At 52.0% G+C, this 24643-nt stretch carries 14 protein-coding genes and 2 pseudogenes; 10 read left to right on the forward strand and 6 right to left on the reverse strand.

Annotation, left to right across the window (positions count from 1 at the left end):
• Window positions 1-148: 148 nt before the first annotated feature.
• Together IMY23_RS06525 and IMY23_RS06530 are read left to right on the forward strand one after the other, a co-directional pair.
• The gene (locus IMY23_RS06525; protein WP_192821310.1) at window positions 149-3544 is read left to right on the forward strand and encodes a DEAD/DEAH box helicase; all 3396 of its coding nucleotides are present in this window, start codon (window positions 149-151) and stop codon (window positions 3542-3544) included.
• A gap of 212 nt (window positions 3545-3756) precedes the next feature.
• Entirely contained in the window at window positions 3757-4860 is a 1104-nt protein-coding gene (locus tag IMY23_RS06530; protein WP_192821311.1) for a DUF5694 domain-containing protein, read from the forward strand.
• A gap of 69 nt (window positions 4861-4929) precedes the next feature.
• On the opposite strand, the gene IMY23_RS06535 is transcribed toward IMY23_RS06530, so the two are convergent.
• From IMY23_RS06535 to IMY23_RS06545, 3 genes are all read right to left on the reverse strand, one after another.
• Window positions 4930-6063, reverse strand: coding sequence for an MFS transporter (locus IMY23_RS06535; RefSeq protein ID WP_192821312.1), 1134 nt, complete (start codon window positions 6061-6063; stop codon window positions 4930-4932).
• Window positions 6064-6634: 571 nt separating this feature from the next.
• Window positions 6635-9175, reverse strand: coding sequence for an excinuclease ABC subunit UvrA (uvrA, locus tag IMY23_RS06540; protein ID WP_192821313.1), 2541 nt, complete (start codon window positions 9173-9175; stop codon window positions 6635-6637).
• A 2083-nt stretch (window positions 9176-11258) separates the two neighbouring features.
• Window positions 11259-11957: a hypothetical protein gene (locus IMY23_RS06545; RefSeq protein ID WP_192821314.1), complete on the reverse strand. Its 699-nt coding sequence runs from the start codon at window positions 11955-11957 to the stop codon at window positions 11259-11261.
• Here IMY23_RS06545 and IMY23_RS06550 point away from each other — a divergent pair.
• The 7 genes and pseudogenes from IMY23_RS06550 to IMY23_RS06575 all read left to right on the forward strand — a co-directional run bounded on the left by IMY23_RS06550 (window position 11908) and on the right by IMY23_RS06575 (window position 18613).
• On the forward strand, window positions 11908-13416 hold the full coding sequence (locus IMY23_RS06550) for a T9SS type A sorting domain-containing protein (RefSeq protein ID WP_192821315.1): 1509 nt from the start codon (window positions 11908-11910) through the stop codon (window positions 13414-13416). The two genes, IMY23_RS06545 and IMY23_RS06550, sit on opposite strands and share 50 nt — an antisense overlap.
• Before the next feature lie 587 nt (window positions 13417-14003).
• A complete protein-coding gene (locus tag IMY23_RS19955; protein WP_225986429.1) occupies window positions 14004-14327 on the forward strand; it encodes a hypothetical protein in 324 nt (107 codons plus the stop codon).
• 12 nt (window positions 14328-14339) lie between these two features.
• Window positions 14340-15485 (forward strand): annotated as a pseudogene (locus IMY23_RS06555) (circularly permuted type 2 ATP-grasp protein); the annotation flags it as partial.
• Window positions 15486-15628: 143 nt separating this feature from the next.
• Entirely contained in the window at window positions 15629-16579 is a 951-nt protein-coding gene (locus IMY23_RS06560; RefSeq protein WP_192821316.1) for an alpha-E domain-containing protein, read from the forward strand.
• Window positions 16580-16596: 17 nt separating this feature from the next.
• Window positions 16597-17040 (forward strand): transglutaminase N-terminal domain-containing protein, encoded by a 444-nt coding sequence (locus IMY23_RS06565; RefSeq protein WP_192821317.1) that lies wholly within the window; start codon window positions 16597-16599, stop codon window positions 17038-17040.
• A 12-nt stretch (window positions 17041-17052) separates the two neighbouring features.
• Entirely contained in the window at window positions 17053-17496 is a 444-nt protein-coding gene (locus tag IMY23_RS06570; protein ID WP_192821318.1) for a transglutaminase family protein, read from the forward strand.
• A gap of 34 nt (window positions 17497-17530) precedes the next feature.
• Window positions 17531-18613, forward strand: a pseudogene (locus IMY23_RS06575) (putative zinc-binding metallopeptidase).
• Window positions 18614-18770: 157 nt separating this feature from the next.
• On the opposite strand, the gene IMY23_RS06580 reads toward IMY23_RS06575, so the two are convergent.
• From IMY23_RS06580 to IMY23_RS06590, 3 genes are all read right to left on the reverse strand, one after another.
• A complete protein-coding gene (locus tag IMY23_RS06580; protein WP_192821319.1) occupies window positions 18771-20681 on the reverse strand; it encodes an ATP-dependent DNA helicase RecQ in 1911 nt (636 codons plus the stop codon).
• A 309-nt stretch (window positions 20682-20990) separates the two neighbouring features.
• On the reverse strand, window positions 20991-21809 hold the full coding sequence (locus IMY23_RS06585) for a hypothetical protein (RefSeq protein ID WP_192821320.1): 819 nt from the start codon (window positions 21807-21809) through the stop codon (window positions 20991-20993).
• An 893-nt stretch (window positions 21810-22702) separates the two neighbouring features.
• Window positions 22703-23392: an ABC transporter ATP-binding protein gene (locus IMY23_RS06590; protein ID WP_192821321.1), complete on the reverse strand. Its 690-nt coding sequence runs from the start codon at window positions 23390-23392 to the stop codon at window positions 22703-22705.
• 147 nt (window positions 23393-23539) lie between these two features.
• Between IMY23_RS06590 and IMY23_RS06595 the strand changes: the two genes are divergently transcribed.
• Window positions 23540-24580 carry a hypothetical protein gene (locus IMY23_RS06595; RefSeq protein WP_192821322.1) on the forward strand — a complete coding sequence of 347 codons (1041 nt, stop codon included), beginning with the start codon at window positions 23540-23542 and terminating at the stop codon, window positions 24578-24580.
• Window positions 24581-24643: the final 63 nt, after the last annotated feature.

Below are 24643 nucleotides of genomic sequence, written 5' to 3' on the forward strand. Positions count from 1 at the left end.
GGCAATGGTGCTAATATCTAACAGCTGAATACAAGATAAGACAGCCGCGCTCCCGGTTTCCCCTACCAGTACATAGAAATTTTACGATATAGGTGCTGGCAAATTCATTTTAGAAGCGCGCAATTTCTGCTTACCTTCATCTTCTGAAATGACGGAGCCCGAGCAGACTGCCCCCCACGCCCAATACCATCCCAATAACTACTTGCTGCCAGGCGTATCAGTGGCTACGCTTACCTACGCCACCATTGCGCGGCATTCCTCTGGTGAGGCCATGGTGGGCGGCACGGTGGGGTTTGATTTGCAGCCTGTGGTTCTTGAACTGAACAGAGCCGTCATTTCCGGCACCTCGCCGTACGGGCGGTACCCAGAAGTGCAGGTAGAACAAAAGCCCGAGGGATTGTGGGTGTCCTGCGGTTGCGTGGCGCTGAAAATCGGGCTCTGCGGGCATCAGGCGCAGGTGCTGCAAACGGTGCTCAACCGGCAAGAGATCAGGGTATTCTTTGATGCTGCCCTGCGGCGCGAAAAACTGAAGCCCGTGGCGCAGGAATACGGCCTGGCCCAGGAACCAAATCTGGACCGCTATTTTAAGGTGGCCTACGTGAACAAAGCCCTGGAAATAAAGCCCAGGCTTCCACAATTGCTGCCCGTCACGGCGCAAAGCCAGGCACTGCTGAAAGAGAAACTGGCCCCAGCCCAGCCCCTGCCCTTTTTATCTTCAAAAAGCACTGAAACTACCGGCACGCAACAGATTCTGGTATTGTCTGAACACAAGTATTACAAGCATTTCACGGTAGAGCTGTACACGGCGGCCACCACGCAAAACGGCAAGGTCAAGAACCCGCTCACGCTATTGTCACCGGTAGATTTTATCTGGCAGACAGACCAGCCCCAAGAACTTAAATTCTATTCGGCGGTGGCGCGGTTTCAGAACAATTATGACGGGGCAGAGGCGTCTGCCGCTGATCTGCAGGCGCTGCAGGCCTTGGTGGCTAACCCCAAAAAATTACCGGTGTACCATCACCTGCCCGAGGTTTCTGCCAACATAACCGCCAGTTCTGTCCAAGCAGTGCAAGTTTTGCATGTGCCATTGGAGTTGGTGCTGGAAGTGCAGGCCCAGGACGATTTTTACAGCATCACCGGTTTGCTGTACCTGGAACAGCAACCGTATTTGCTCAAGCACCTTTCCCTTAAATACGGCCATTTTCTGCAACTGGAAAACCGTTTGTATTTGCTGCACAACCCAGACGTGCGCCGGGTGCTGGACTTCTTCCAGAAGCGCAGTTTCCATCTCTTGATCCACGCCTCCAAGCTTCAGGAGTTCAAGGAAAATGTGTTGGCTAACCTGGAGGCGCGCATCAAAATTTCCTACGCCTATTTAAAACCCGCCACCACCAAACAGCTCACCGAGCAGGGCTTTGACGGGGAGCGCGAGCAGATCATTTACCTTTCTGACTCAGAGGATTTCATCTTGCTCACGCCCGTCATGCGCTACGGCCACGTGGAGGTGCCGGTTCTCAGCTACAAACAGATTCACGCCACCGACGCCAAAGGCCATTCTTTTACCGTGCACCGCGACCGCGAGGCGGAATTGCAACTCACCGCCGCCATTGTACAGCAGCACCCGCACTTCAAAGAGCAACTGCACCTAGATAGTTTCTACCTCCACAAAGACCGGTTTCTGGCCCAGGACTGGTTTCTTCACGCGTTTGAGGCCTGGCGAAACAAAAAAATCACGCTGCTAGGTTTCAAGGACCTGAAGCAAACCAAACTCAGTCCGCACAAGGCCACTATTTCTATGTTGGTGACCAGCGGCATCAATTGGTTTGACACCTCCTTAAATGTCCAATTCGGGAATCAGAAAGCGGCGCTGAAGCATTTGCACAGGGCTCTCAGAAAAAAAAGCAGGTTTGTGACTTTAGATGACGGCACCCAGGGCATTCTGCCCGAAGAATGGCTGGAGCGCCTGCAAAAACTGTTCTCGGCCGCGGAAGTGGTAGGCGAAAAACTGCGCACGCCCAAAGTCAACTTCGCGCAGCTGGAAGAACTCTATGACCAAGAAGTGCTGAGCCCAGAAGTAAGGAAGGAAGTGGCGCTCTACCACCAGACCTTAGCCCAACAAGACGGTATTCCGGAAGTAGAAGTGCCCGCAGAACTGCAAACCACCTTGCGTGACTACCAGCGGCAGGGCCTCAACTGGCTCTGTTTTCTGGACCAGTTTACCTTTGGCGGCTGTCTGGCAGATGACATGGGCTTGGGCAAAACGGTGCAGGTGTTGGCTTTCTTTTTAGTGCAACAGCAGCGCCACCCCCACACCACCAACCTGGTGGTTGTGCCCACCTCGTTGCTGTTCAACTGGCAGGAGGAGATTCAGAAATTCGCGCCCACGCTGAAAGTCATGACCAGTTACGGGAAAAACCGGGTCAAGCATCCGCAGGAAATAGCTGGGTTTGACGTGGTGCTCACTACGTACGGCACCTTGCTCTCTGATAGTATGGTGCTCAAAAATTGCCCGTTCAATTACGTGGTGCTGGATGAAAGCCAGGCCATCAAAAACCCGGAATCTGAGCGGTACCAGGCGGCCAGGCTTTTGCAGGCGCGCAACCGGCTGGTGCTCACGGGCACGCCGCTGGAGAATAACACCTATGATTTGTATGGGCAATTGTCGTTTGCCGTGCCGGGTTTATTGGGCAGCAAGCGGCACTTCAGGGACCATTATTCAAAACCCATTGACCAGTTCAAAGACAGCCGCCGTGCCAAGGAACTGCAGCGCAAAATAAAGCCGTTTCTGCTCAGGCGCACCAAAGAACAGGTAGCCCAGGAATTGCCCGACAAAACCGAGATGGTGCTGTACTGCGAAATGGGCCAGGACCAACGCAAAATCTACGCAGCGCATGAACTGGAGATTAGGGAATTCATTTCGGCGCAGGGCGAGGACGAGATTCAGAAAAGCCCCATGCACGTGCTGCGCGGCCTCACGCGCCTGCGCCAGATCTGCAACTCCCCCGCCCTGCTGCCCGAGGAAGCCGCCTACGGGGAGGCCAGCGCCAAACTGGACGTGCTGTTAGAACAGATTGAAAGCAAAGCGCCGCACCACAAGATTCTGGTGTTCTCCCAGTTTGTGTCCATGCTCACCTTGATTCAGGCCGAACTGGTCAAACGAGGCATCTCCTATTCTTTGCTCACCGGCCAAACCAAAGACCGGATGGGCGCGGTAGCAAAATTCCAGGAGCAGGAAGACGTGCGCGTGTTTTTGATCAGCCTGAAAGCGGGCGGCACCGGCCTTAACTTAACCCGCGCCGATTATGTGTATTTGGTGGACCCCTGGTGGAACCCCGCCGTGGAAAACCAGGCCATTGACCGCACTTACCGCATTGGCCAAACCAAAAACGTGGTGGCCGTGCGCCTTATCTGCCCTGGCACCGTGGAAGAGAAAATCATGAAGCTGCAGGCCAGCAAAAAGGAACTGGTGCACGACCTGATCAAAACCGACGGCGGCGTGCTGAACGGTTTCAGCAAACAGGAACTGCTGGCGTTGTTGGGTTGAGAGGCGTTTTCGGGCTCCATTCTGGAAATGAAGCCGAAAACAGGAAAAACTTTTTCAGTAGCCCGGCAGCAAAGGAATATAACTAATCGGTTTTGAATGAAGTACTTAGGCAGTGAGGACTGAAAACCTTCGTTTACACCATCAAAAAACAGTTTTCCCCTTAGCTGTTGGTGCTTATCTTGGTTTTTCAATTCCAACCTAACCAACCCTTTATGCTTTTTTCATCCCCCGGCAGCACCAGGTTTAGCGTGTTTTTTTTCCTGTGTTGCCTCGTCTTCTTCCCTAAAACCACCTGGGCAAAGCAGCAGCAGGAACCGCTGGAGATTCTGATTGTGGCGTCGGCGCACCAGAACACCCTGGCCGCAGAGAAATACCGGCCCGTCATAGAAAAGCTCAAGAAGTACAACCCAGACATGGTGTTTGGCGAGTATATGTCCAGCCCAGACCACAAAGCCGCCCTGGAAGCCGGGTACTGGAACAAAGCCAATGATGAAAAACGGTTGGCCTACCTGCGCAGCCTAAGTCCCAAGCAAACCAAAACCAGCCCTAAGCACATCACCAAAGCGTACGCTGCGCTGGCTAAAAACCCCAACAACCACCAAGCACGCATGCAACTGGCCCGCGACCTGTATTTTACCCATGACCGCGGCAACGCCGAGTATCAGTTCTTTGTGCTGGAAACCCAACTTCTGCCCCAGTTCAACCAGCAACAGCAGGCCTCGTACCGCCAGCAATTCGGTCTTTCAGATTCGCTTAAGAGCAGAAGCATTGTGCGCGTGAACAGCGAGTACCACAAGATTTTCTTTCCGCTGGTCTATGAACTCAAGCACCCCCAGATTTACCCCATGGACTGCCAGAAATATGACAATGACTGGAACCAGGCCTGGGGAAGCGCCGCCGTTCTTATGAAGGAGATGGAGCAGAAAGCCGCCGCAGATTCTACCTCAGCGGCGAGCCAAACCCAGAAACGAATCAACCAATTCATGGAAGCCGGCTGGAAGGATGCCTACGCCAACAAGCTGAGCGGGTACGCCTTCATGAACTCGGCGGGCTATGCCAAAATAGATGCGGCGCAGAATTTCTATGGCGGACCCACTTTTTACGGCGCACCCGGTTTCCCCACCCAGGAAGTACAGCAGATGATTCATTTCTGGACGCTCAGGAACCAGGCCATGTGCGAGAATATCATCAGGCAGGCCAAGGAGAAAGGCGCCAAAAAAGTAGTGGTGGCCGTGGGTTCCTCGCACCGCTCCTGGATGGAGGACATCCTCAAAACCATGCCCGGCGTGAAACTGGTGAACTACAACGAAATCTAGATTTCACCTACACGTTTACCTCCCGTTTTGGGGCTCATTTCTGGAAATGAGCCCAAAAACGGGAGTTTTTTATTTCGGCAGCCGGAAGAACATGCGGGAAATAGGCACCAGCATCAGCCCCGCCACCGCGAAGGTCACAAAAGACAGCTTCAAACTCAGCGCATGCGCCAGGTAGCCAATCATGGGCGGCCCCAGCAACATGCCCACAATGCCAAAGGTGGTGAGCAGAGAAATCACAATGCCCGGCGAATAATTGGGCGATGCTCCCGCCAGCGTATAGGTCATGGGAATGACAGAAGCTGCCCCAAACCCCACCATGCTGAAGCCCACCAGCGCCGGCCAAAAACTGGGAAACAGCACCGCCAGGCCAATGCCCGAAAAAATGAGCAACCCGCTGGCCATATAGGTTTTGGGCATGCCCAGCCGGTCCACTACCTTGTCTGAGACAAACCGTGAGAGCGCCATAAAGGTCATGAACACCAGGTAGCCCACCGTGAAAATCTCCTCTTTCACCACCTGCTGGAAATAAATGCCGCTCCAGTCAAACATACCGCCCTCACACACCGCCGCCAGAAAAATCAGCAGGCCCAGGTACAAGATAAAAGGATCTGGCTTTCTGAGCGAGAGTTTGTTCCCGGCCGGGGCCTGGTCTTTCTGCAGCAAATGCCGGAACGCCACCAGGGCACTCACGGCGCTCAGCCCGGCTACTGTCATCAAGTGCGGCAGCATGTCTATGTTCAAAGAAACCAGCACGGTGGTAATACCCACCCCCACAATGCCGCCCGTACTCCAAAGCCCATGGAAAGCGCCGTTGATTTTCTTTTCGGCCCGCTTCTGCAGGTTGATGGCCTGCGTGTTTACGGCAATGTTGAAGATGCGCATGCTCAACGAGAACACAAACAGCACCGCCACCAATGAGAAAGAGGTAGTAGCCAACGGAATACAGGCCAGGGAAAAACAAGTCAGCAGGAAACCTGCCGCCAGGGGCACGCGCGTCTCAAACTTTGACACCAGCCACCCCGACAGCGGCAAGCCAATCAACGAACTCACCGGCATGGTCAGCAAGACAGAACCCAGCTCGGCCTCGTTCAGGCCCAGGTTCATTTTAATGGTAGGAATACGCGCCGCCCAACTGGAGAAATTCACCCCCGACAGGAAAAAGAAAACACTGAGGGCAACGCGTTGCCGCGAAAGGATGGACATATTCAATTAAAAACGCAAGTAGGCCAATTTTCCGCAAACCCTGCCGCAGCCCGCAAAAGTCTTGCCTCTTGATAGGTTAGGACGAATTGGCAAAAACTGGTTCTACGAATAGACGGACGAATGGCTGCCGGAAAATTTCCGTTTTCGGGCTCATTTCTGAAAACGAGGCCGAAAACGGAAACTCCCCATGGGACCTTTAAGGTGTTTTCACGAAGTAGAAGAAAACCTCTGCGGGAAGGTTCGCTAATTAAACTATTCCGCCAGACCAGATTTTAAGGTAGACAGAGGCACGCTTCACCATGATTCTACATTAATAAAGCAGCGGCGCGGGAAAGCGTTAACCCACCCCTGCCCCTCCCAGGAGGGGAATATCAGCATGCCTAGAAAAATTTCCAACACGGGCTTGTTACCCTCTTAATAAGCTGTCGAAAGACGCCAAGCAAAACGAACAACTGGACTATGCCTTCTAACTCCCCTCCTGGGAGGGGCGGGGGTAGGTCACCGCTTCCAGACTAAATCCTGTTTTCGGTCTCATTTTGAAAAACGAGGCCAAAAACGGCCAGATCAGGCATTATTGACGCTGAATTTCCTTCGCCAGAAACGGCGCCGTCTTGCTGGCTTTCACCTTCGCTACATTATCCGGCGGGCCGGCGGCGACAATCTGACCTCCTTCTTCTCCCGCCCCCGGGCCAATATCCAGGACCCAGTCTGAGGCGGCGGCTACGCGCATGGTGTGTTCTACTACAATTACGGTGTTGCCGGCGTCTACCAGTTTCTCCAGTTGAGCCATGAGTTTCTCCACGTCTGCCGGGTGCAAACCCGTGGTGGGTTCATCTAAGATGTACAGGCTGTTGCCCCTTGATAATCGTTGCAGTTCCGTGGCAAGCTTAATGCGTTGGGCCTCCCCGCCAGAGAGTTCGGTGGCCGGTTGGCCCAGGCGAAGGTAGCCCAGGCCTACTTCGCGCAGCACGGTGAGGGCACGGTGGATGGCGGGTTCCTCGTCGAAAAATTCCCAGGCGGAATCAACGGTTAAATCCAATACCTGAGCAATGTTGAGATCGCGGTACGTCACTTCCAGGGTTGGGGCGTTGTAGCGGGCGCCGTGGCAGACGGGGCAGGGCGCGTACACGCTGGGCAGGAAAAGCAGTTCCACCATCACAAAGCCCTCGCCGGTGCAGTTCTCGCACCTTCCTTTGGCCACGTTAAAGGAGAACCTACCCGCGTCATACCGCCGTTTTTTGGCCATCGGCGTGGCCGCAAAAAGTTTGCGCACGTGGTCAAACAAGCCGGTGTAGGTGGCCATGTTGGAGCGCGGCGTCCGCCCGATGGCCTTCTGGTCTACCCGCACCAGGCGCTTGATCTGCTCCATGCCGCTCACAATCCGGCCGCCCAGGGTTTGCGGGGCTTTGCTTTCCAGCGCGTCTCCCTCCTCTTCCTCCGGATGGATTTCCTGCCCCAGATGTTCGGCCACCAGTTCCACCAGCACCTGACTCACCAGACTGCTTTTGCCCGAGCCCGAGACGCCCGTGACGGTGGTGAACACGCCTAATGGAAACTCCGCATCCAGGTTCTGCAGGTTGTTGCGGGTGACGCCGCTTAGTTTGAGCCAGCCCGTTGGCGTACGTCGCTCCCGGTTCTCTACGGGCGTTGAGCCGAACAAATACGCAGCAGTTTGGGAATTAGTGACTTTTTGCAGGCCTTCGGGCACGCCGCTGTAGAGAATCTCGCCGCCTTTCTCACCGGCCGCCGGGCCTACATCCACCAACCAATCGGCTTGCCGGATCACGTCTACATTATGCTCCACCACAAACAGTGAATTTCCCGCTTGCTTCAGGTTCTCCAAAGCTGTGAGCAGCGCCACCGTGTCACTGGGGTGCAGGCCCGCCGAAGGTTCGTCCAGCACGTACACCACGCCAAACAAATGCGAGTACAACTGCGTGGCCAGCCGCAGGCGCTGCAATTCACCCGGCGATAAGGTTGGCGTGCTTCGTTCCAGAGACAGATACCCCAAACCCAAATCAAGCAGCACCTGAATGCGGGCGGTCAAATCCTGGGCAATGCGCTGTTTTACAATCACCTGCTCAGGGTGTTCCTGGTCCTGTCTGGTTTGGCCGCTGGCCGATGCCGTCCCGTAAGGGGCAAGCAAATCCGCCACCCGTTTCAGAGGCAACCGCGAAAACTCCGTGATGTCTAGTCCGGCGAATGTCACGGAGAGCGAGGCGGGGTTCAGGCGCTTGCCCTGACAGGTGGGGCAGTCGGTGTGGAGCATATATTGCATCACCCGCTTTTTCATCTGGGGGCTGTTGGTGTTGGCAAACGTATGGAACACATGCCGCCGGGCGCTGGTGAACGTGCCCATGTAGTTGGGTTCCTCTTTGCGTTTGAGGGCGCGCTGGGTTTGCTCGGGAGTGTAGCCGGGGTACACGGGCACCACGGGTTGGTCCTCGGTAAAAAGTATCCAATCACGCTGTTTCTGCGGAAGGTCTTTCCATTGTTTGTCCACATCATAGCCCAGGGTCACCAGAATGTCGCGCTGGTTTTGGCCGCCCCAGGCGGTGGGCCAGGCGGCAATGGCCCGCTCCCGAATGGTGAGGCTGGGGTCGGGCACCATGCTTTGCTCCGTCACGTCATAGATGCGGCCAAGGCCGTGGCAGGTGGGGCACGCGCCCTCGGGAGTGTTAGGACTAAACGCCTCGGCGTAGATGATGGGCTGGCCTTTGGGGTAGTCGCCGGCCCGGCTGTAGAGCATGCGCACCAGGTTAGAAAGGGTGGTCACGCTGCCCACGCTGGAGCGGGTGGTGGGCGTGCCGCGCTGCTGTTGCAGCGCCACCGCCGGCGGAAGCCCCTCAATGGCGTCTACCTCGGGCACGGCCATCTGGTGGAACAGCCGCCGGGCGTACGGACTCACGCTCTCCAGGTAACGGCGCTGGGCCTCGGCGTACAACGTGCCAAATGCCAACGACGACTTGCCCGAGCCCGACACGCCCGTGAACACCACCAGCGCATTTCTGGGAATGGTGAGGTCAACGTTCTTGAGGTTGTGTTCCCGCGCGCCCCGCACGGTGACATAGCCGGTGAACGGTTTTTTATCTAAAGGTGGCGTCTTCTTCATTGGTGGAGCTTTCTGGGTACGGGGGCCACTTACCAAATTAGGCCCCTAGCACACTACTGCCTTCCTGCAAATTAGTTTTGCCAAACAGGGGCCAGCGCCGCCAGAGCCCAGGCAGCCCTAAGCAGAAACCGATGCCCAACGGCCTCCAGAAACAAAAACCCACCTAGCACCGCCATGGCTAGAGAAAACCTGTTTTGGCGCTCATTTCCAAAACGGAGCCCAAAAACCCAACTGCCTTTTCTGATTCCATCCATGCTCCCCTGACTACGCCTATTGACCGCCACTCCTTTTCTTGCACTATTACCACATGTAAATTTCCAGGCAACCTTGGAAAGGCAGAAAGGCGGGATATTCTGGGTCGGCAAATCAGGTTTTCGGCACATGCCCTGCTTCCAATTTTAGAATTCTCTTTGCGGGCTGCCCTAGAATTGGGCAAAACACCAGAAATGGGTATAAATACTGAAAACTAGGTATTTACTAGGGTATATATTTGTGTATACCTTTGTGATACAGGGAATAAAATCTCTGGTTTACATATTTTTTTCTAAAGGTCCATTGAAATAATCTAATTAAATACCTTACCTTAGCACCAATATTTAGACCGCCTCCCCCAGCTTCTAAATATTATATACTAAATATTATATTTTTTAGATTTGCGTAAAAAATTGACTTAAACGAAATCTGAAAAATAAAAGTTTCACAAACGGCTTCTACGCCTCAACTTTTTTATTAAAAATTTTTTTAGAACAAAAGAGCGAGTTACAGGGAAGGCTAAATCAAAATGTATGAAAACACTATTACAAAATTTTAAGGGGGGCAAACAACTTGCCTTGACCGTTTTAGTTACGGTACTCACCGTTTACTCCAGTTGGGGGCAGATTTACAGAACTAAAGCTTCTGGTAATTGGAGTGATTACACAACAGTTTGGGAAGTATCTGAGGATGAAGGTGAAACTTTTACCAATGCTACTGTTTCTCCAAGTTATGATAATAGCACTAACACAATTATTCTGGGCAATCATACCGTATCTGTTGATAGTGATATTATTATATATCATACTACTATTGCCCCTTTGGGTAAAATTATCATCAATTCGGGTATTACATTAGAAATTTCCGCTGGGGCAGAAGATGACCTATTAGTGTTGGGAACATTAGAAAATAACGGAACTTTACTTTTAGGCCCATCCACTAGAACAATTGCTGAAGTGATTGTGACTGGCACATTGGATAACAGAAATCTTATCCTTGATTCTACTCCAGAAAATCTACTATTCAATAGTGAATTTAGTGTCTATTTGCAAAATTCTTCTTCTGCAAATAGTTTTGTTCCTTTAGCCTACTGGCATCCTAGCTCTACTATTAAAATACTTAAGGCAGTAGCAAAACCTTTACTAGGTTTAAATCAAGAATTTGGCAATGTCACTTGGGACACTCCAACTTTAGCTCCCACATCAGCTAATTATTATTTATTGGATGGCTTACTTACAACCATAAACGGAAACTTTACTATTCTAAACACAGGAACAAGGCAGCTTTATTTGGACGGGGAAGAGACAGGAATAGAATCAGTTTATATAGGAGGAGATTTAATTGTAAACGCTCCTAGCACATCACGATTGGTTATTCATTATAATGGTTCTACAACCTTAACAATAGGTGGAGATATAAGAGTAATGGCCGGCACTTTAGATTTATCTGGTCAGGTAGGTACTACGGTAGAACTTGCTGGAAATTATACTCGCACAGGTGGTAGTATTGTAAATACCCAGGGAGTTGCAACAATTAAATTTGTAGGTAACCCAGATGGCATTGATCAAGTTGTTACTAATACTGCTCCTACAACAAATGTTATGAAATATGAGGTATTAAACACAACGCTCTCAATTCCTGCAGGAAATTTTCTGGCTGGTGGTGGTACTACCAGTTCATTTATGTTAGATACAGACGGAATTTTAAAGCTTGGTGACGTTACCCCATTAGTTGGCTCAGGTACAGCATTACCAAGTACTGCTACACCTCCAACTGGCAATATTAGAATAGCAGAAATAAGAAGAATTTTTGCTTCAGGTTCTACAATAGTTTATAACAATAGCACTACAGCACAAAATACTGGATCGGGACTGTCAATTGCAGGCGATTTTAATTTAGAGATAGCCAATTCAAAAGGAGTAACTCTTACAAACAATTTAACCATTGCTGCAGGAAGAACTTTAAACTTGAGTGGAGGGAATTTAATCGTTGGTTCTAAAACATTGACAATGGCTGGGTCAGTCATTGGTTCTGGTAATGTTTTCACTACTAATAATTCCTCTATAGTTATAACAGGTGACGGCGATGCAGGTACTTTATCTTTATCTTCTGGCACTGTAAAAGATGTGATCCTCAACCGTACATCTGTAGGTTCTACTGGCACCATTGCTTTGGGCTCGAACCTGAATGTGGCTGGTGCTTTGACCCTTACCAAAGGAAACTTAAACATTGCAGGCAGAACGTTAACGCTGTCAGGGACTGCTTCTTTTGAATCTGGTAAGTTATTAGGAAATTCTACTTCTAAGGTGGCTATAAATGGTACTGGGGCATTGGTATCCTTAACTTTTGATCCATCTGCTAACACCATTGGAGAATTAACGGTTGCTAAAACTGATGGAACAGCTACTATTGCTGGTTTATTCAACATAAACACAGCATTAAATTTGTCAGTAGGTGCTTTAACTGCTCCTAACTTGACAATGGCCGCCAATAGTACCATTAACAGAACAACCGGTACTATCTCTGCCACTCCTTCAGGAACGTACAATGTGACGTATCTGGGTGGTGTTACTACTGGCTTAGAATTACCAACTACTGCCACTGCCTTGAGAAACCTGACCATTAATGCCTCAGGCAACACGGTTACCTTAAACGCAGGCCGTACCGTAAACGGCAACTTCAGTATTACATCTGGAACGTTTGACCAAGGCGCCAACACCTTAAACGTGAAAGGTGATTTCACCCACGCAGGAGAAGGCTACATTGGCACGGCCGGTGCAGTTGTCTTGAACGGTCCTGCCGCTCAATCCGTGTCTACCACCAGCGCCCTAGCCTTCAACAACCTGACCGTAAACAACAGCGCGGGTGTGAACCTGACCAGTGATAACGTGCAGGTGAATGGTGCCCTAGCCCTTACTTCCGGTAAAATTACTACCAACGCCAACACTCTGACCTTGGGCTCTGCCGCTACCATTTCTGAGACGGCTACCAACTACGTAGTAGGGAAACTGGCCACATCCAGAAATGTGACTGGTGCTAACAATTTCGGTGGAATTGGTTTTAACATCACTTCTGGTCCAGCCATGGGAACTACCGACTTAGTACGTACTTCTGGCCCAGCCGGCGCCGTAACCGTTGATGGTAATACCGGTATCAACCGCAAATGGAAAGTAACGCCTGCTACCCAGCCTGCTACTCCGGTAGCCGTGACCTTGACCTGGCCTGCCGATGATGACAACAACGCCGGTGGCCTGCGTGATTTCAACGCCATGCGTATCTACAAAACCACCACCGTTGACGGCGTAGAAAGCAGCACCTATACAGACATCAGCAAGACTAACCAGGCCGTGAACACCGCTTCTGCCATTAGATCTATCTCCGGTACGGTTACTTCATTCTCTACCTTAACGGTATCAGACATCAACCAACCGCTGCCTGTGACCTTAATGCACTTCAACGCCAAGCGTGACGGCGAAGCAGCACAGTTAACCTGGGCTACCGCTGCTGAGATTGACAACGCCGGCTTTGACATTGAAGCTTCTACAGACGCGGTGAACTTTGAGAAAATCGGGTTTGTGGCCTCTAATGGTGGCAACTCTACCGTGGTGAAGAACTACAACTACACAGACAACCGCCCGAACAAGATGGGAACCATCTATTACCGCTTAACCCAGGTAGACACAGACGGAAAATCTACTACCTATGGCATGAAGCCGGTAACATTCAACGGCGTGATCTCTAGCTCTTCGGCCTACCCTAACCCGTTCACCTCAGAAGTTACCGTCGCCTTCGTAGCCGACAGAAAACAACAGGTGACCCTGCGCTTGACAGATGCCATGGGCAAAGTGGTTCTGCAGAAAGTAGTGACCGCTGACGCTGGTTCTAACCAGCAAACCCTCAGCCTTGACAACTCTGTACCTGCGGGCATCTACATCTTGACAGTAGTGTCAGACAAAGGACAGGAGAACATTAGAGTGGTGAAACAATAAGCCCCTCCTATTCCCAAAAGAAAAAAGGCTGCCTCAAAAGGCAGCCTTTTTTTTATGTCCAGGCCAGAGCCATTGATAAGTTTTGCCCTGCGCCCCTACCAGAAACCACAACGCGTAAATAGCAGGTTAGGCCCTCCAGACCAATCCCAAATCCTGCTCCCTCGCTGGTAGGTGCCAAGCTGGGTAATTTCCGTTTTGGGGCTCATTTCTGGAAATGAGCCCCAAAACGGAAATTGAATTCCGGTGAACTCAAAAATGACCCTCGCCCTAAAAGCCAGACACGCACCTGTTCCAGCACAAGGCCACCCTGCCTGATTGATTGGTACAAATACGGTATGTGTTCATTAAATACTGAATTTGCAGATTTTGGGCTGGAAAACGCCTTTTCGCAGGAATATTCCCCCCTCCTTTTTCCGTAAGGGCAGGCATGGCAGCCAGCAACTACCGTTTACATGCGTTCAGCTGCTTGACGGCCTTAGCAAAGGCAACCTGTTGGGCAGCCCAGAGGACAAGCGCCCCCAGACAGCGCCAGGGCGAAAAATTTCAAAGGAAACGTAAAAGCATTGCATCCAAATAAACAATACAGTATGAATTCTGCCATGCGCCAGGGGGTGACAAGTAGTGTGTTCGGGAAGTACCAAGCCCCTTCGCAATTTTTAGATGAAGTCTTTCAACCCACCGGTGAAATAAAACCAGAGTACCAGGGCATTTACGAGCAGTTCCTGCAATTTTCCAAAGATGATTTCAGGGAACTCAATGAACACGCCAAGATGTCTTTTTTCAACCAGGGCATCACCTTCTCGGTGTACAACTACAAAGCCAAAGGCGTGGAGCGCATCTTCCCGTATGACCTGTTCCCCAGGGTGATTCAGGCGGCGGAATGGGCGCGCCTGGAGGAAGGCATCTTGTAGCGGTGCACAGCGCTCAACCTGTTCATTCAAGACATTTACAACAGCAAGCACATCCTCAAAAACAAGGTAGTGCCGGCAGACCTTATCTTCTCTTCTAAGAACTACCTCAAGGCCATGCAGGGCATTAAACCGGTGGGGGGCATCTACAACCATATCTCCGGCACTGACCTGATCAAACACAGTAATGGTCAGTACTACGTGCTGGAAGACAACATCCGCTGCCCGTCAGGCATTAGTTATTTACTCACCAACCGGGTGGCCATGAAAAGGGCGCTGCTGCACCTGTTCAAGCAATTCAACGTGAGCACGGTGCAGGAGTACCCGCAGGAGTTGCTGGCTACCATGCAGTCTGTGGCGCCAGATGGCGTAGATGTGCCCACATGCGTGGTGCTCACGCCCGGCGTGTATAACTCCGCCTATTTTGAGCACGCCTACCTGGCCCTTAACATGGGCATACCCTTGGTGGAGGGCCGTGACCTGTACGTGGAGAAGAATTTTGTGTACATGAAGACCATTAACGGCCCGCAGAAAGTAGATGTGGTGTACCGCCGCTTAGACGATGATTTCCTGGACCCCCTGGCGTTCAACCCAGATTCCATGCTGGGCGTGCCCGGCATTATGGGGGCGTACCGCGAAGGCAACATTTCCTTGCTCAATGCCCCGGGCACGGGTTTCGCAGATGACAAAGCGGTGTACACCTATGTACCAGACATCATTAAGTACTACCTTAACCAGGAGCCCATCTTAAACAACGTGCAAACGTACCGCTGTGAAAAGGAAGATGACTTTAAGTACGTGCTGGAGAACATGGCCAAGTTGGTGGTGAAACCCGTGGATGAAAGCGGTGGCTACGGCATCTTGATCGGGAACAAGGCCAGCCACGCCGAACTCGCAGAATTCAAGCACCTCATCACCCAGAACCGCCGCAAGTACATTGCCCAGCCCATCATGGACCTGTCTACCCACGCCACCTTCATTGAAGGCGAAGACCGGTTTGAGCCCCGGCATGTAGACTTGCGCACGTTCGCGCTGCTGGGCAAAGACCGCCAGTTTGTGTTGAAAGGGGGGCTGTCACGCGTGGCCCTTAAAAAGGGCAGCCTGGTTGTGAACTCCTCTCAGGGCGGCGGCTCCAAAGACACCTGGGTGCTGGAACCCTAACCCAAGCCCTCCAGGAATTGGGGTGCGCCCGTTTACAAAGTGTATACATCTTTTTGCGCTTTAGAAACCAACCAGCCTTCTAAAGCGCAAAACCATTCCCATCAACCAAAAAGAAACCACCTACCACACCATACACTACTTACATGCTGTCAAGAATTGGAAATAGCTTGTTTTGGATGGGCCGCTACCTGGAAAGAGCTGAACATATTGCCCGGTTTACGCGGGTGCAGTTCATGTCATCTGTAGATGCGCCCGTGGGGCAAAGCCGGGAGACCGTGCTGGCCTCCATTCTGGAGATGTCGGCTAACCGCCCAGGGTATTTTGCCGCCCACCCGGAACTGCATGACGAAGCCGTTTTAACCTATACCACTATTGCAGAGAACAATCCCTTCTCTATTCTGGCTTACCTGAACATGGTGCGGGAGAACGCCCGCGGGGCCCGCGACAGCATCTCCATTGAGCTCTGGGAGTCCATCAACTCCTTTTACCACCGCATGAACGCCTTCGCTGAAGCTGGTTTCCATTCAGCGGAGATTGAGTATTTCACCAAGCGCATGGAAGAAAGCAGCTACGTGATCAAAGGGCATATTGACAACACCCTGCTCCGCAATGAAGTATGGATGCTGCTGTCTCTGGACATGCACCTGGAACGGGCCGTGCAGGTCTGCCTCATCTTGCTTACCAAACTCAAAGACATTGAGAAACTGGACGCAGCCAAACAGGGCGGCGCCGTGGAGACCTACCAATGGATGACCACCTTGCAAAGCATTGAGTCTTTTGACATGTTCATGCGGTGCCAGAAAACCAGCCCCACCAAACACACCGTGCTGGACTTCCTGCTCTTTGACTCGGCCTTCCCAAAGTCCATTGCGTTCAGCCTGGCCTGCGTGAAACAGTACATTGAGGGCATTCCCTTTCAGGAAGACAAAAAGAAAGGCTCACTCAATTTTATTGCCGGCAAGCTGGCCTGCCACTACCAGTACAATACCATTGAAGACATTGAAACCTCGCCGGTAGAGTTTCTGGAGACAACCCTCCAAAACATTTATGACCTGGCGCACCTGCTAGACGTAAAGTATCTGAAATATAATTGAGGATGGTAATTTCACCCATGACCACAGTATTTGAGATCACCTACAGCACGCAGAACACCTATGAAGAAAACGTGCGCGAGGCGTTCTTCTCTTTCCTGGTGGCGCCTAGCCAAGATGAGACGCAGTCGGTGCGCAAGCTTTCCTTTCATCATTCTTTGAAAGCGGAGGTGTTTCACCACCGTAATTCCTTTGGATTTGACCTTACCCGGTTGTATTCCACGCAACCGTTCAAAACATTTGAGTTCCAGATGCAGGCGGTGGTGGAGAAAAAGCAGATGTTTTTGCCGTCAGGGCCCATTCTTTCTTTGGCAGAAGAGCAAAACCTGCTGGCCGACCATGACTTTTTCATTGAGAACCATCTTTTTTTAGGCACCAGCCGGTACACGGCGCTACCAGCTTCGGTTAGCGGACAATTGTTTCTCCGGGCCCAGTACCAGTCAGTGTTTGACTACCTCACCTAGCTCAACCAGTTTGTGTATGACCTGCTGGAGTTTGACCCCGAACCCACAGATGTGCACACCCCCGTGAGCGAGGTGCTTGAACTGAAACGCGGCGTCTGCCAGGATTTCACGCACCTGTTCCTGGCCCTGGCCAGGTTAAGCAAAATCCCCTGCCGGTATGTGTCGGGGTATTTGAACCAGGGCCTGAACCTGACCGGCACCGCCGTCATGCACGCGTGGGCAGAGGCCTACCTGCCGGGTTTTGGCTGGCAGGGCTTTGACCCCACCAACAACCTGCTAGCCGACAGCAACTACAATAAAGCCGCCAACGGCACAGATTACGGAGACTGCAGCCCTTTGAAAGGGGTCTTGAAAACTAATGGCGGCCAGGAAACCAAATACCACGTGAAAGTACACCCACAGGCGCCAACCCAAATTTTGCAGCCATCTTTTATGCAGCAGTCCATGCAGCAATAAGTTAGGCACTGGCAACCCACTATTTATATTCCCCATGAAAACCTTCCATTGCAGCTGCGGCAACAAGTTGTTTTTTGAGAATTCACAGTGCCTTTCCTGCCAGCGGGAAGTGGGCTGGTGCCCCGTGTGCCAGGGCATGCACGCCATGGCACCAGAGCAGGACGCCTTCCGGTGCACCAACCCAAAATGCCAGGCCCTGGTAGACAAGTGCCTTAACTACACGCGCTACAACATCTGCAACCGCATGGTAGAACGCACCGGCTCCTACCAGGCCCAGTGCCTGTGCGGCTACTGCCAGCTCACAGAGACCATCCCAGACCTGTCTGTGGAAGGCAACCTGACCAAGTGGTACAAGCTGGAGGTGGCCAAACGCCGGCTGCTGCACATGCTGGACCTTATTGGGCTCCCTTATGGCTCCAAAGGCCAACAGTTTGAACTTCCCTTGTCCTTTGATTTCAAAGAAGACCAGCAGCCCAGTGCTTTTGGGTGGTTGGGCATAGGCCCTGAAGAGAAAGTGTACACCGGCCACGCCGACGGCAAAATCACCATCAACATTAAAGAGGCCGACCCGGTGGAGCGCGAGAAGCTGCGGGTGCAGATGAATGAAACCCAGCGCACCTTGATTGGGCATTTCAGGCATGAGATTGGCCACTACTACTGGCAGTTGCTGGTGCAGGGCAAAGACGAAGAAGCGTTCAAGGCTATTTTTGGGGTTCATGAAAACCCCAGCTAAAGCCAAGCCATGGACCACTATTACAAAAATGGCCCCAAGGCCTACTGGGCCAACAGCTACATCAGCGCCTACGCCACCATGCACCCCTGGGAAGACTTCGCGGAGACCTGGGGCACGTACCTGGACATGATTGCCGTGCTGGACACCGCAGACAACACAGACCTGCTGGAAATGCCCGGCGAAGACCTGGAAGACGCCCAAATGGAATCTATGCTGGCCCGGTACACAGACCTGAGCCTGAAAGTAAACGAGGTCAACCGGTCACTGGGCTTGCCAGACCTGTTCCCCGAGACGTTCTCTGCGCCGGTCATTCAGAAAATGAGCTACATCCATCACCTCATCAAGAAGCACCGCACGCGGCCCAAGAAAGCATCTTCCAAATAAACCGCATTTCTTAAGCAAGCGGGAAAGCCACAGAGGCAATAAATTTACTGTCTGTTTTCGGGCTCATTTCCAGAAATGAGCCCGAAAACAGACAGAGGAAGAACATGCTATTTCCACGTTCTAGTTAACATATAAATTCAAAACTAATAACAATATATTATTCCTTCGTAATCAAATTCCCATCTGCGGCATAACTCACCAAACCCGCCTCTAACATTTGCTGCAACAGGTCTCCCAGTAACTCCTGCTCTGAGCTACTGAAATGGAGTGATAGGGATTTTGGGTGCAAGGGCGCTTTTTTGAGATAGCTTAAAATGCGAGCTTCCAGGTGGAGTTTGTTCTCTTCCAGTTTGGCTTTTTTCTTTTGGGCCAGGCAATAATCACAGATGCGGCAAATCTGGTCAGACTTTTCCCCGAAATAAGCTAGGATCTGCAGCGTGCGGCATTTCTGGGTATTCTGCATGTAGGTCACCACGGCTTCGGCTTTTTTCATGGCTTTCTCCCGAAACTGGTTCAGGCGCTTCTGGTCCAGGGGCAGTTGCTGGGCATCAAAGCGGGGCAAGGTGAACTGCACTTGTGGGCCGTCGTGTTGGGCGTCATAGACCAGGACCTTGCGCTGGTGCAAGTGTTGGAGTTGCTGCCGGAGGGTGGCTTCGGGCAGGTTGATGTGTTTGGCCAGGCCTACCTCTGAGATTTTCACAAAGTCGTTGTACAATTCACCGCCGTACAGCCGCAGCAGGCCTTTGATCACGGGTTCCAAGGTCTCGTTCATCAGCTGGAATTCATACAGCGCCTGGTGCTCCAGCAAGAAATTTACTTTAGACGGACTGTAAAACCCTTCGTTCAGTTGTAACAGGCCTTCGTTCTCCAGCTGTTTCAAAGCATAATGCGCTTCCACGGGTTGTAATTGGTAGGTCTTGGAGAACTCGGCCAAGTCAAAGTCGAAGGACTGGAATTGCCCGCTGCCGGTGGCCAGCTGGTAAAAATTGGCCAGGGCCTGGTACACGCGCTTCAGGGTCTCCAAGGGTGGATGGGCCTCAGTGGTTTTCTTGAGGAGCAGAGACGATTCCTCAGGGCCCAGGAGCACGGTGGCGTAGCTGTACTTGCCATCGCGGCCGGCGCGACCCGCCTCCTGGTAATACGCCTCCAAAGAATCTGGCAAATCAAGGTGCACCACCAGGCGCACATCTGGCTTGTCAATGCCCATCCCGAAGGCGTTGGTGGCCACCATCACGCGCACTTTGTCTGTGATCCAATTGGTTTGGGCGGTGGTTCTGGTTTGGTGCGGGAGGCCAGCGTGGTAGGCGGCGGCTTTAATTCCCTGGCGCTGTAGCCAATCAGAGAGTTCTGCGGTACGGCGGCGGTTGCGCACATAGATAATGGCCGTACCGGGCATCTTCTGCAGAATCTCGCGCAGGCGGCCTTCTTTGTCCTCCACCGGCAACACTGAATACGACAAGTTCTTTCTGGCGAAGCTTTGTTGAAAGACCTGCTGTTTTTTGAAGGCGAGTTTTTCCTGGATGTCTTGCTTGACCACTTCGGTGGCAGAGGCGGTAAGCGCCAGCACGGGAACGTTGGGCAACACCTCGCGTAGCTTGGCAATCTCCAGGTACGGCGGCCTGAAATCATAGCCCCATTGCGAAATACAGTGTGCTTCATCTACGGCCAGCAGACTCACGTTCATGCGCTTGAGCCGCTCCAGAAACAAATCAGTCTGCAATCTTTCCGGCGACAGATACAGAAACTTGGTAGTTCCGAAGATGCAATTGTCCAGAATCAGGTCGCGCTCGCGCTCCGGCTGTCCTGCGTGCAGCGCCGCCGCCGAGATGCCGCGCTTGCGCAGGTTCTCCACCTGGTCTTTCATGAGGGCAATCAAAGGGCTCACCACTAGACAAACGCCTTCCTGCGCCAGCGCCGGCACCTGAAAGCAGATGGACTTGCCGCCGCCCGTGGGCAGAATGGCCAGTGTGTCCTTCCCCGCCAGCACAGAGTCAATGATCTCCTCCTGCCCCGGCCTGAACTGGTCATAGCCCCAATACTCCCGCAATATCTGCTGAATGTCTGCCATACAATAGCCAAAACTACAAAATAAGCGGCAGCTTCCCTGTAGGCCTAAGGCTAAGCCAACAGGTTCCGTTTTCGGCTTCATTTCCGGAAACGGGCCCGAAAACGCAAACCGTAGAGCCGTTATCACTTTACCATCAGGGCATTTTCAACAGAATTAAAGAATTTGATCAGCCTGAAAACAACAAGACATTTAGGTTTGACTATTTAGTCTTAGGTTCCGTTTTCGGCTTCATTTCCGGAAAGGAGCCCGAAAACAGAAAACCCGACCATGGGCCGGGTTTTCTGTGAACTTACTCTTTTTAATGAATCCTTAGGCGGCTGCGGATTGCTCCTGCTCGCGATCTTCAATCACTTTCTTCAGTTTCTGGATAGACTGCTTCGCGCGCTCTTCATCTAATTTATTGATGTTGAGCAGCATTTTCGTCTTCTCCTGGCGCGTGATCACCGGGTTGTTCAGTAACCTGATGATTTCCTCTTTCTGCTTGGCCGTGGCATATTTCACGGTGGCTTCTTCTTCCACCACTGGTGCAGTAGCCACCGGAGCTGTTTCAGTCACAGCCTCCGCAGGAACCGCTTTCATGGTTTTGGCCGGAGCCGAAGTTCTGGTTTGCGACTCAGTTTTCTGCTCCGTCACGTTGCCTTGGTAATCCATTTCCTCGGCGGGGGTTGGCTCGTAGCCCGCTGCCCTAATGATCCAGGCCAATGCGTTCCGGTAAGCTTTCCCAATGGCTCTGGTTTGGGCCATAGACGCGATGGCGTATTCCTGGTAATATTTACGGCCCTGCTCTTTGTTGGAGCAGATGGCAAATCCGGCACCAGCCACCTGGTCTGTGCGTAGGTTCAGCAAGTTTACTTTGGCCAAATATTTAATCTCCGTAGAATCGCTCATGTTGGTAAGCTCTTCCACTATGGGCAGAATACCTAACCGCGAGCCAGCGTACTGCCAGCCTTCCACGTTCACATATTCTTTGCCTTGTATGTTCTGATACAGTCTATTCTCTTTGATGAACTTGGCCAAATCAACGGCCAGGTGCATGGTTTCGTCAGAACGGGAGATATCAAAGCTCTCTATTTTATGCTTCTTTAATCCTTTTTCGCTGGTCTCAGCTTGATTCACTTTCGTCTGCATTTCTCTTAGTTTTCAGTTCAGATTCATAACAGACGGGTGTTTAGAATAGTGCCAATTTTATAGATTTTTATTGCATTTAATGTCATTGATAGTCAAGTAGTTACGCACAAATGCTAATTTATTTTTAGCAAATTGCAATTCATTGATCTATAGAGAGTTAATTAAATAGAGTTTAATTGAAACTTCGAAGTGACTACTGTGGTTTATTATGCCAAGGCTTTAATATCAAGCCTGCTTTTCCCCGCGGTCATCCTGAGCGCAGCCGAAGGATCTAACGAAGAGGCATTCCATTACTAAGCAACTACCACCCACCATTTATCTTACCTAATTCGCCGTTGTTGGTATTTTCTCCAACGACTAAGACTGCTTTTCAAGTTAACAACTACCATCCACAACCTACTTACTTAATCTCTTCTTTCTTACTTCGCCTCCCAGGTTTGTCACTTTTCTCCTTGATGCTCAACCTAACCAAAAGAATCAAGAACCCCCGAACTCGCTGCCGCTCAGACAGGCGGGTGTTCATTCTTTGCACCTGGAAAATGCTATCTGTTTCATTGTAAGTTTAGGCTTTTGCTGGTTGAAAGGCCAATACTGTTCCCTCCCATGCTCCGGGCACATCGCCTTCCGGCGACCCTGCGCAAGGTTGATCGGTTGCTGAATGTGCTGTTGGAAACGCTCCATAAACTTCCTCGCCCTTCAGGGCGGGAGGAAGAATAGCACTTTGCTGACTTTTGCTGAAATCAATAGACCCGTGCTTTAGCTCGGGGTCCTTGTGAATTTTGCCGTTTTCAGGCTCATTTCTGTAAATGAAGCCAAAAACAGAAAACTCCCCTCCTGTTTTAGGAGGGGTTGGGGGTGGTCAATACAAACATTCCCGTAGGGTGGGACTGACGCTATTCCGCCTCACCTGGCTTCAGCAAAAACCCGTCTTTCATAGTGAGTTTTCTATCGGCCATGTCGGCGAGGACGGGGTTATGGGTGACTAAAACAAAGGTCTGGCCAAGGTCTTCGCGGAGTTTGAAGAAGATTTGGTGGAGCTCATCGGCGTTCTTGGAGTCCAGGTTGCCGGAGGGTTCATCGGCGAAGATCAGTTTGGGGGAATTGATCAAGGCGCGGGCGACGGCGGTGCGCTGTTGTTCGCCTCCAGACATTTCTGAGGGTTTGTGATGCAGCCGGTGGCCCAGGCTAAGCATTTCCAGCAGCTCGGTGGCGCGGGTCTCTACTTCTTTCTCGGGCCGATTGGCCAAGAAACCAGGGAGGCAGACGTTCTCCAGCGCGCTAAACTCGGGCAGCAGGTTGTGGAACTGGAAGATGAAGCCAATGTTACGGTTCCTGAACTGCGCCACTTCCTTGTTGCTCATGCCGGAGATTCGGTGCCCGGAAAGAAACACATCGCCGGCGTCTGGGGTGTCTAAGGTGCCCAGCAGGTGCAGCAGCGTGCTCTTACCCGCGCCCGAGGCGCCGACAATAGACACCACTTCGGCTTCGCCAATGACCAGGTCAATGCCTTTTAAGACCGGCAGCACGCCGTACGATTTATGCAGCCCGCGGGCCTCCAACAATACTGGTTTCTCTGGAATCATGTGCTACAAAACAACGGGGAACAGGCGGCATTTGCAACCTTATGGCGTAATTAAGCCTGGGCTTCTCAACGCAAACCAGCGGCGGCGGGTTTTCGGGCTCATTTCTGGAAACGTAGCCAAAAACGGGAAATTCTTTACCTTGCCTGTATGAACCTACTGCTCTGGTGCCTCAACTTCTGCCTCCTGACCCAACTCACCGCCTGCCAACCCAACCAGAAACCAACTCTGCCCGCTATGGCCACCATGCGCGGCGTGAACTGGGTGGTCGCAGACACTGTGACATTGGCGCAGTTGCAGACACTCAATGACCACGGCGTGGAATGGATTGCGCAGACGCCGTTTGGGTGGCAGAAAAACCACAACACGCCAGAACTGACCTTCAGCAGCAAGCGCGGCTATTGGGGCGAGCGCGACGAAGGCCTGATTCAGACCACGCAACTGGCCAAATCTTTGGGCATCAAAACCTTGCTAAAACCGCACATCTGGCTCCGCAACAACCAAAACGGCGAATGGGTGGGCACCATTAAAATGACTTCAGAGCAAGACTGGCAGACCTGGTTCCAGAATTACCGCACCATGCTGTTGCACTACGCCCGGCTAGCCGATTCTCTGCAGATAGAGGCGCTCTGCATTGGCACCGAGCTCCACGCCACCGTGAAAGAAAAACCCGAGGAATGGCGAAAACTCATCAAAGAAACCCGGCAGATTTACAAAGGGCAACTCACCTACGCCGCCAACTGGGACCGCGAGTACAAAGACATTGAGTTCTGGGATGCCCTGGATTTCATTGGCGTGCAGGGTTATTTCCCGCTGAGCAAGAATCCGTCCCCTGCCCTACCCGAATTACTGGAAGCCTGGGAACCGCACGTAAAGGCGCTGGAGAAAGTGCAGCAGAAATTCAACAAACCGCTGGTTTTCACCGAAGTGGGCTACCGCAACATTCCATTGGCCGCCGCCCAGCCCTGGACCTGGCCCAGTCGTGGACAAGCCCCTGAGCCCGAAGACCCGGAAACGCAAGCCAGACTCTACGAAGCCATGTACCAGACCTTCTGGCAGAAACCGTGGTTCAAAGGTACCTTCATCTGGAAATGGTACCCGCAGGTTCGCGAGAACGGCCGCGCCCGAAGAGATTTTACGCCACAAGGACTTCCGGCGGCCCAGGTGATGGCGACATTCTATAAGTCCTGAGAAGAATCCTGGGTCAAGAGTCAAAAAATGGATTCCGTTTTTGGGCTTGTTTCTGGAAATGAG

Origin of the sequence: Rufibacter sp. LB8 (assembly GCF_014876185.1) — a bacterium.
GTDB lineage: Bacteria > Bacteroidota > Bacteroidia > Cytophagales > Hymenobacteraceae > Nibribacter.

Coding starts and splice junctions, on each gene's coding strand:
- IMY23_RS06590 (WP_192821321.1), bottom strand. CDS start 23,392: ATGATTCCAGAGAAACCAGTATTGTTGGAGGCCCGCGGGCTGCATAAA.
- IMY23_RS06580 (WP_192821319.1), bottom strand. CDS start 20,681: ATGGCAGACATTCAGCAGATATTGCGGGAGTATTGGGGCTATGACCAG.
- IMY23_RS06595 (WP_192821322.1), top strand. CDS start 23,540: ATGAACCTACTGCTCTGGTGCCTCAACTTCTGCCTCCTGACCCAACTC.
- IMY23_RS06550 (WP_192821315.1), top strand. CDS start 11,908: ATGGCCGCCAATAGTACCATTAACAGAACAACCGGTACTATCTCTGCC.
- IMY23_RS06530 (WP_192821311.1), top strand. CDS start 3,757: ATGCTTTTTTCATCCCCCGGCAGCACCAGGTTTAGCGTGTTTTTTTTC.
- IMY23_RS06585 (WP_192821320.1), bottom strand. CDS start 21,809: ATGCAGACGAAAGTGAATCAAGCTGAGACCAGCGAAAAAGGATTAAAG.
- IMY23_RS06525 (WP_192821310.1), top strand. CDS start 149: ATGACGGAGCCCGAGCAGACTGCCCCCCACGCCCAATACCATCCCAAT.
- uvrA (WP_192821313.1), bottom strand. CDS start 9,175: ATGAAGAAGACGCCACCTTTAGATAAAAAACCGTTCACCGGCTATGTC.
- IMY23_RS06560 (WP_192821316.1), top strand. CDS start 15,629: ATGCTGTCAAGAATTGGAAATAGCTTGTTTTGGATGGGCCGCTACCTG.
- IMY23_RS06535 (WP_192821312.1), bottom strand. CDS start 6,063: ATGTCCATCCTTTCGCGGCAACGCGTTGCCCTCAGTGTTTTCTTTTTC.
- IMY23_RS06565 (WP_192821317.1), top strand. CDS start 16,597: ATGACCACAGTATTTGAGATCACCTACAGCACGCAGAACACCTATGAA.
- IMY23_RS19955 (WP_225986429.1), top strand. CDS start 14,004: ATGAATTCTGCCATGCGCCAGGGGGTGACAAGTAGTGTGTTCGGGAAG.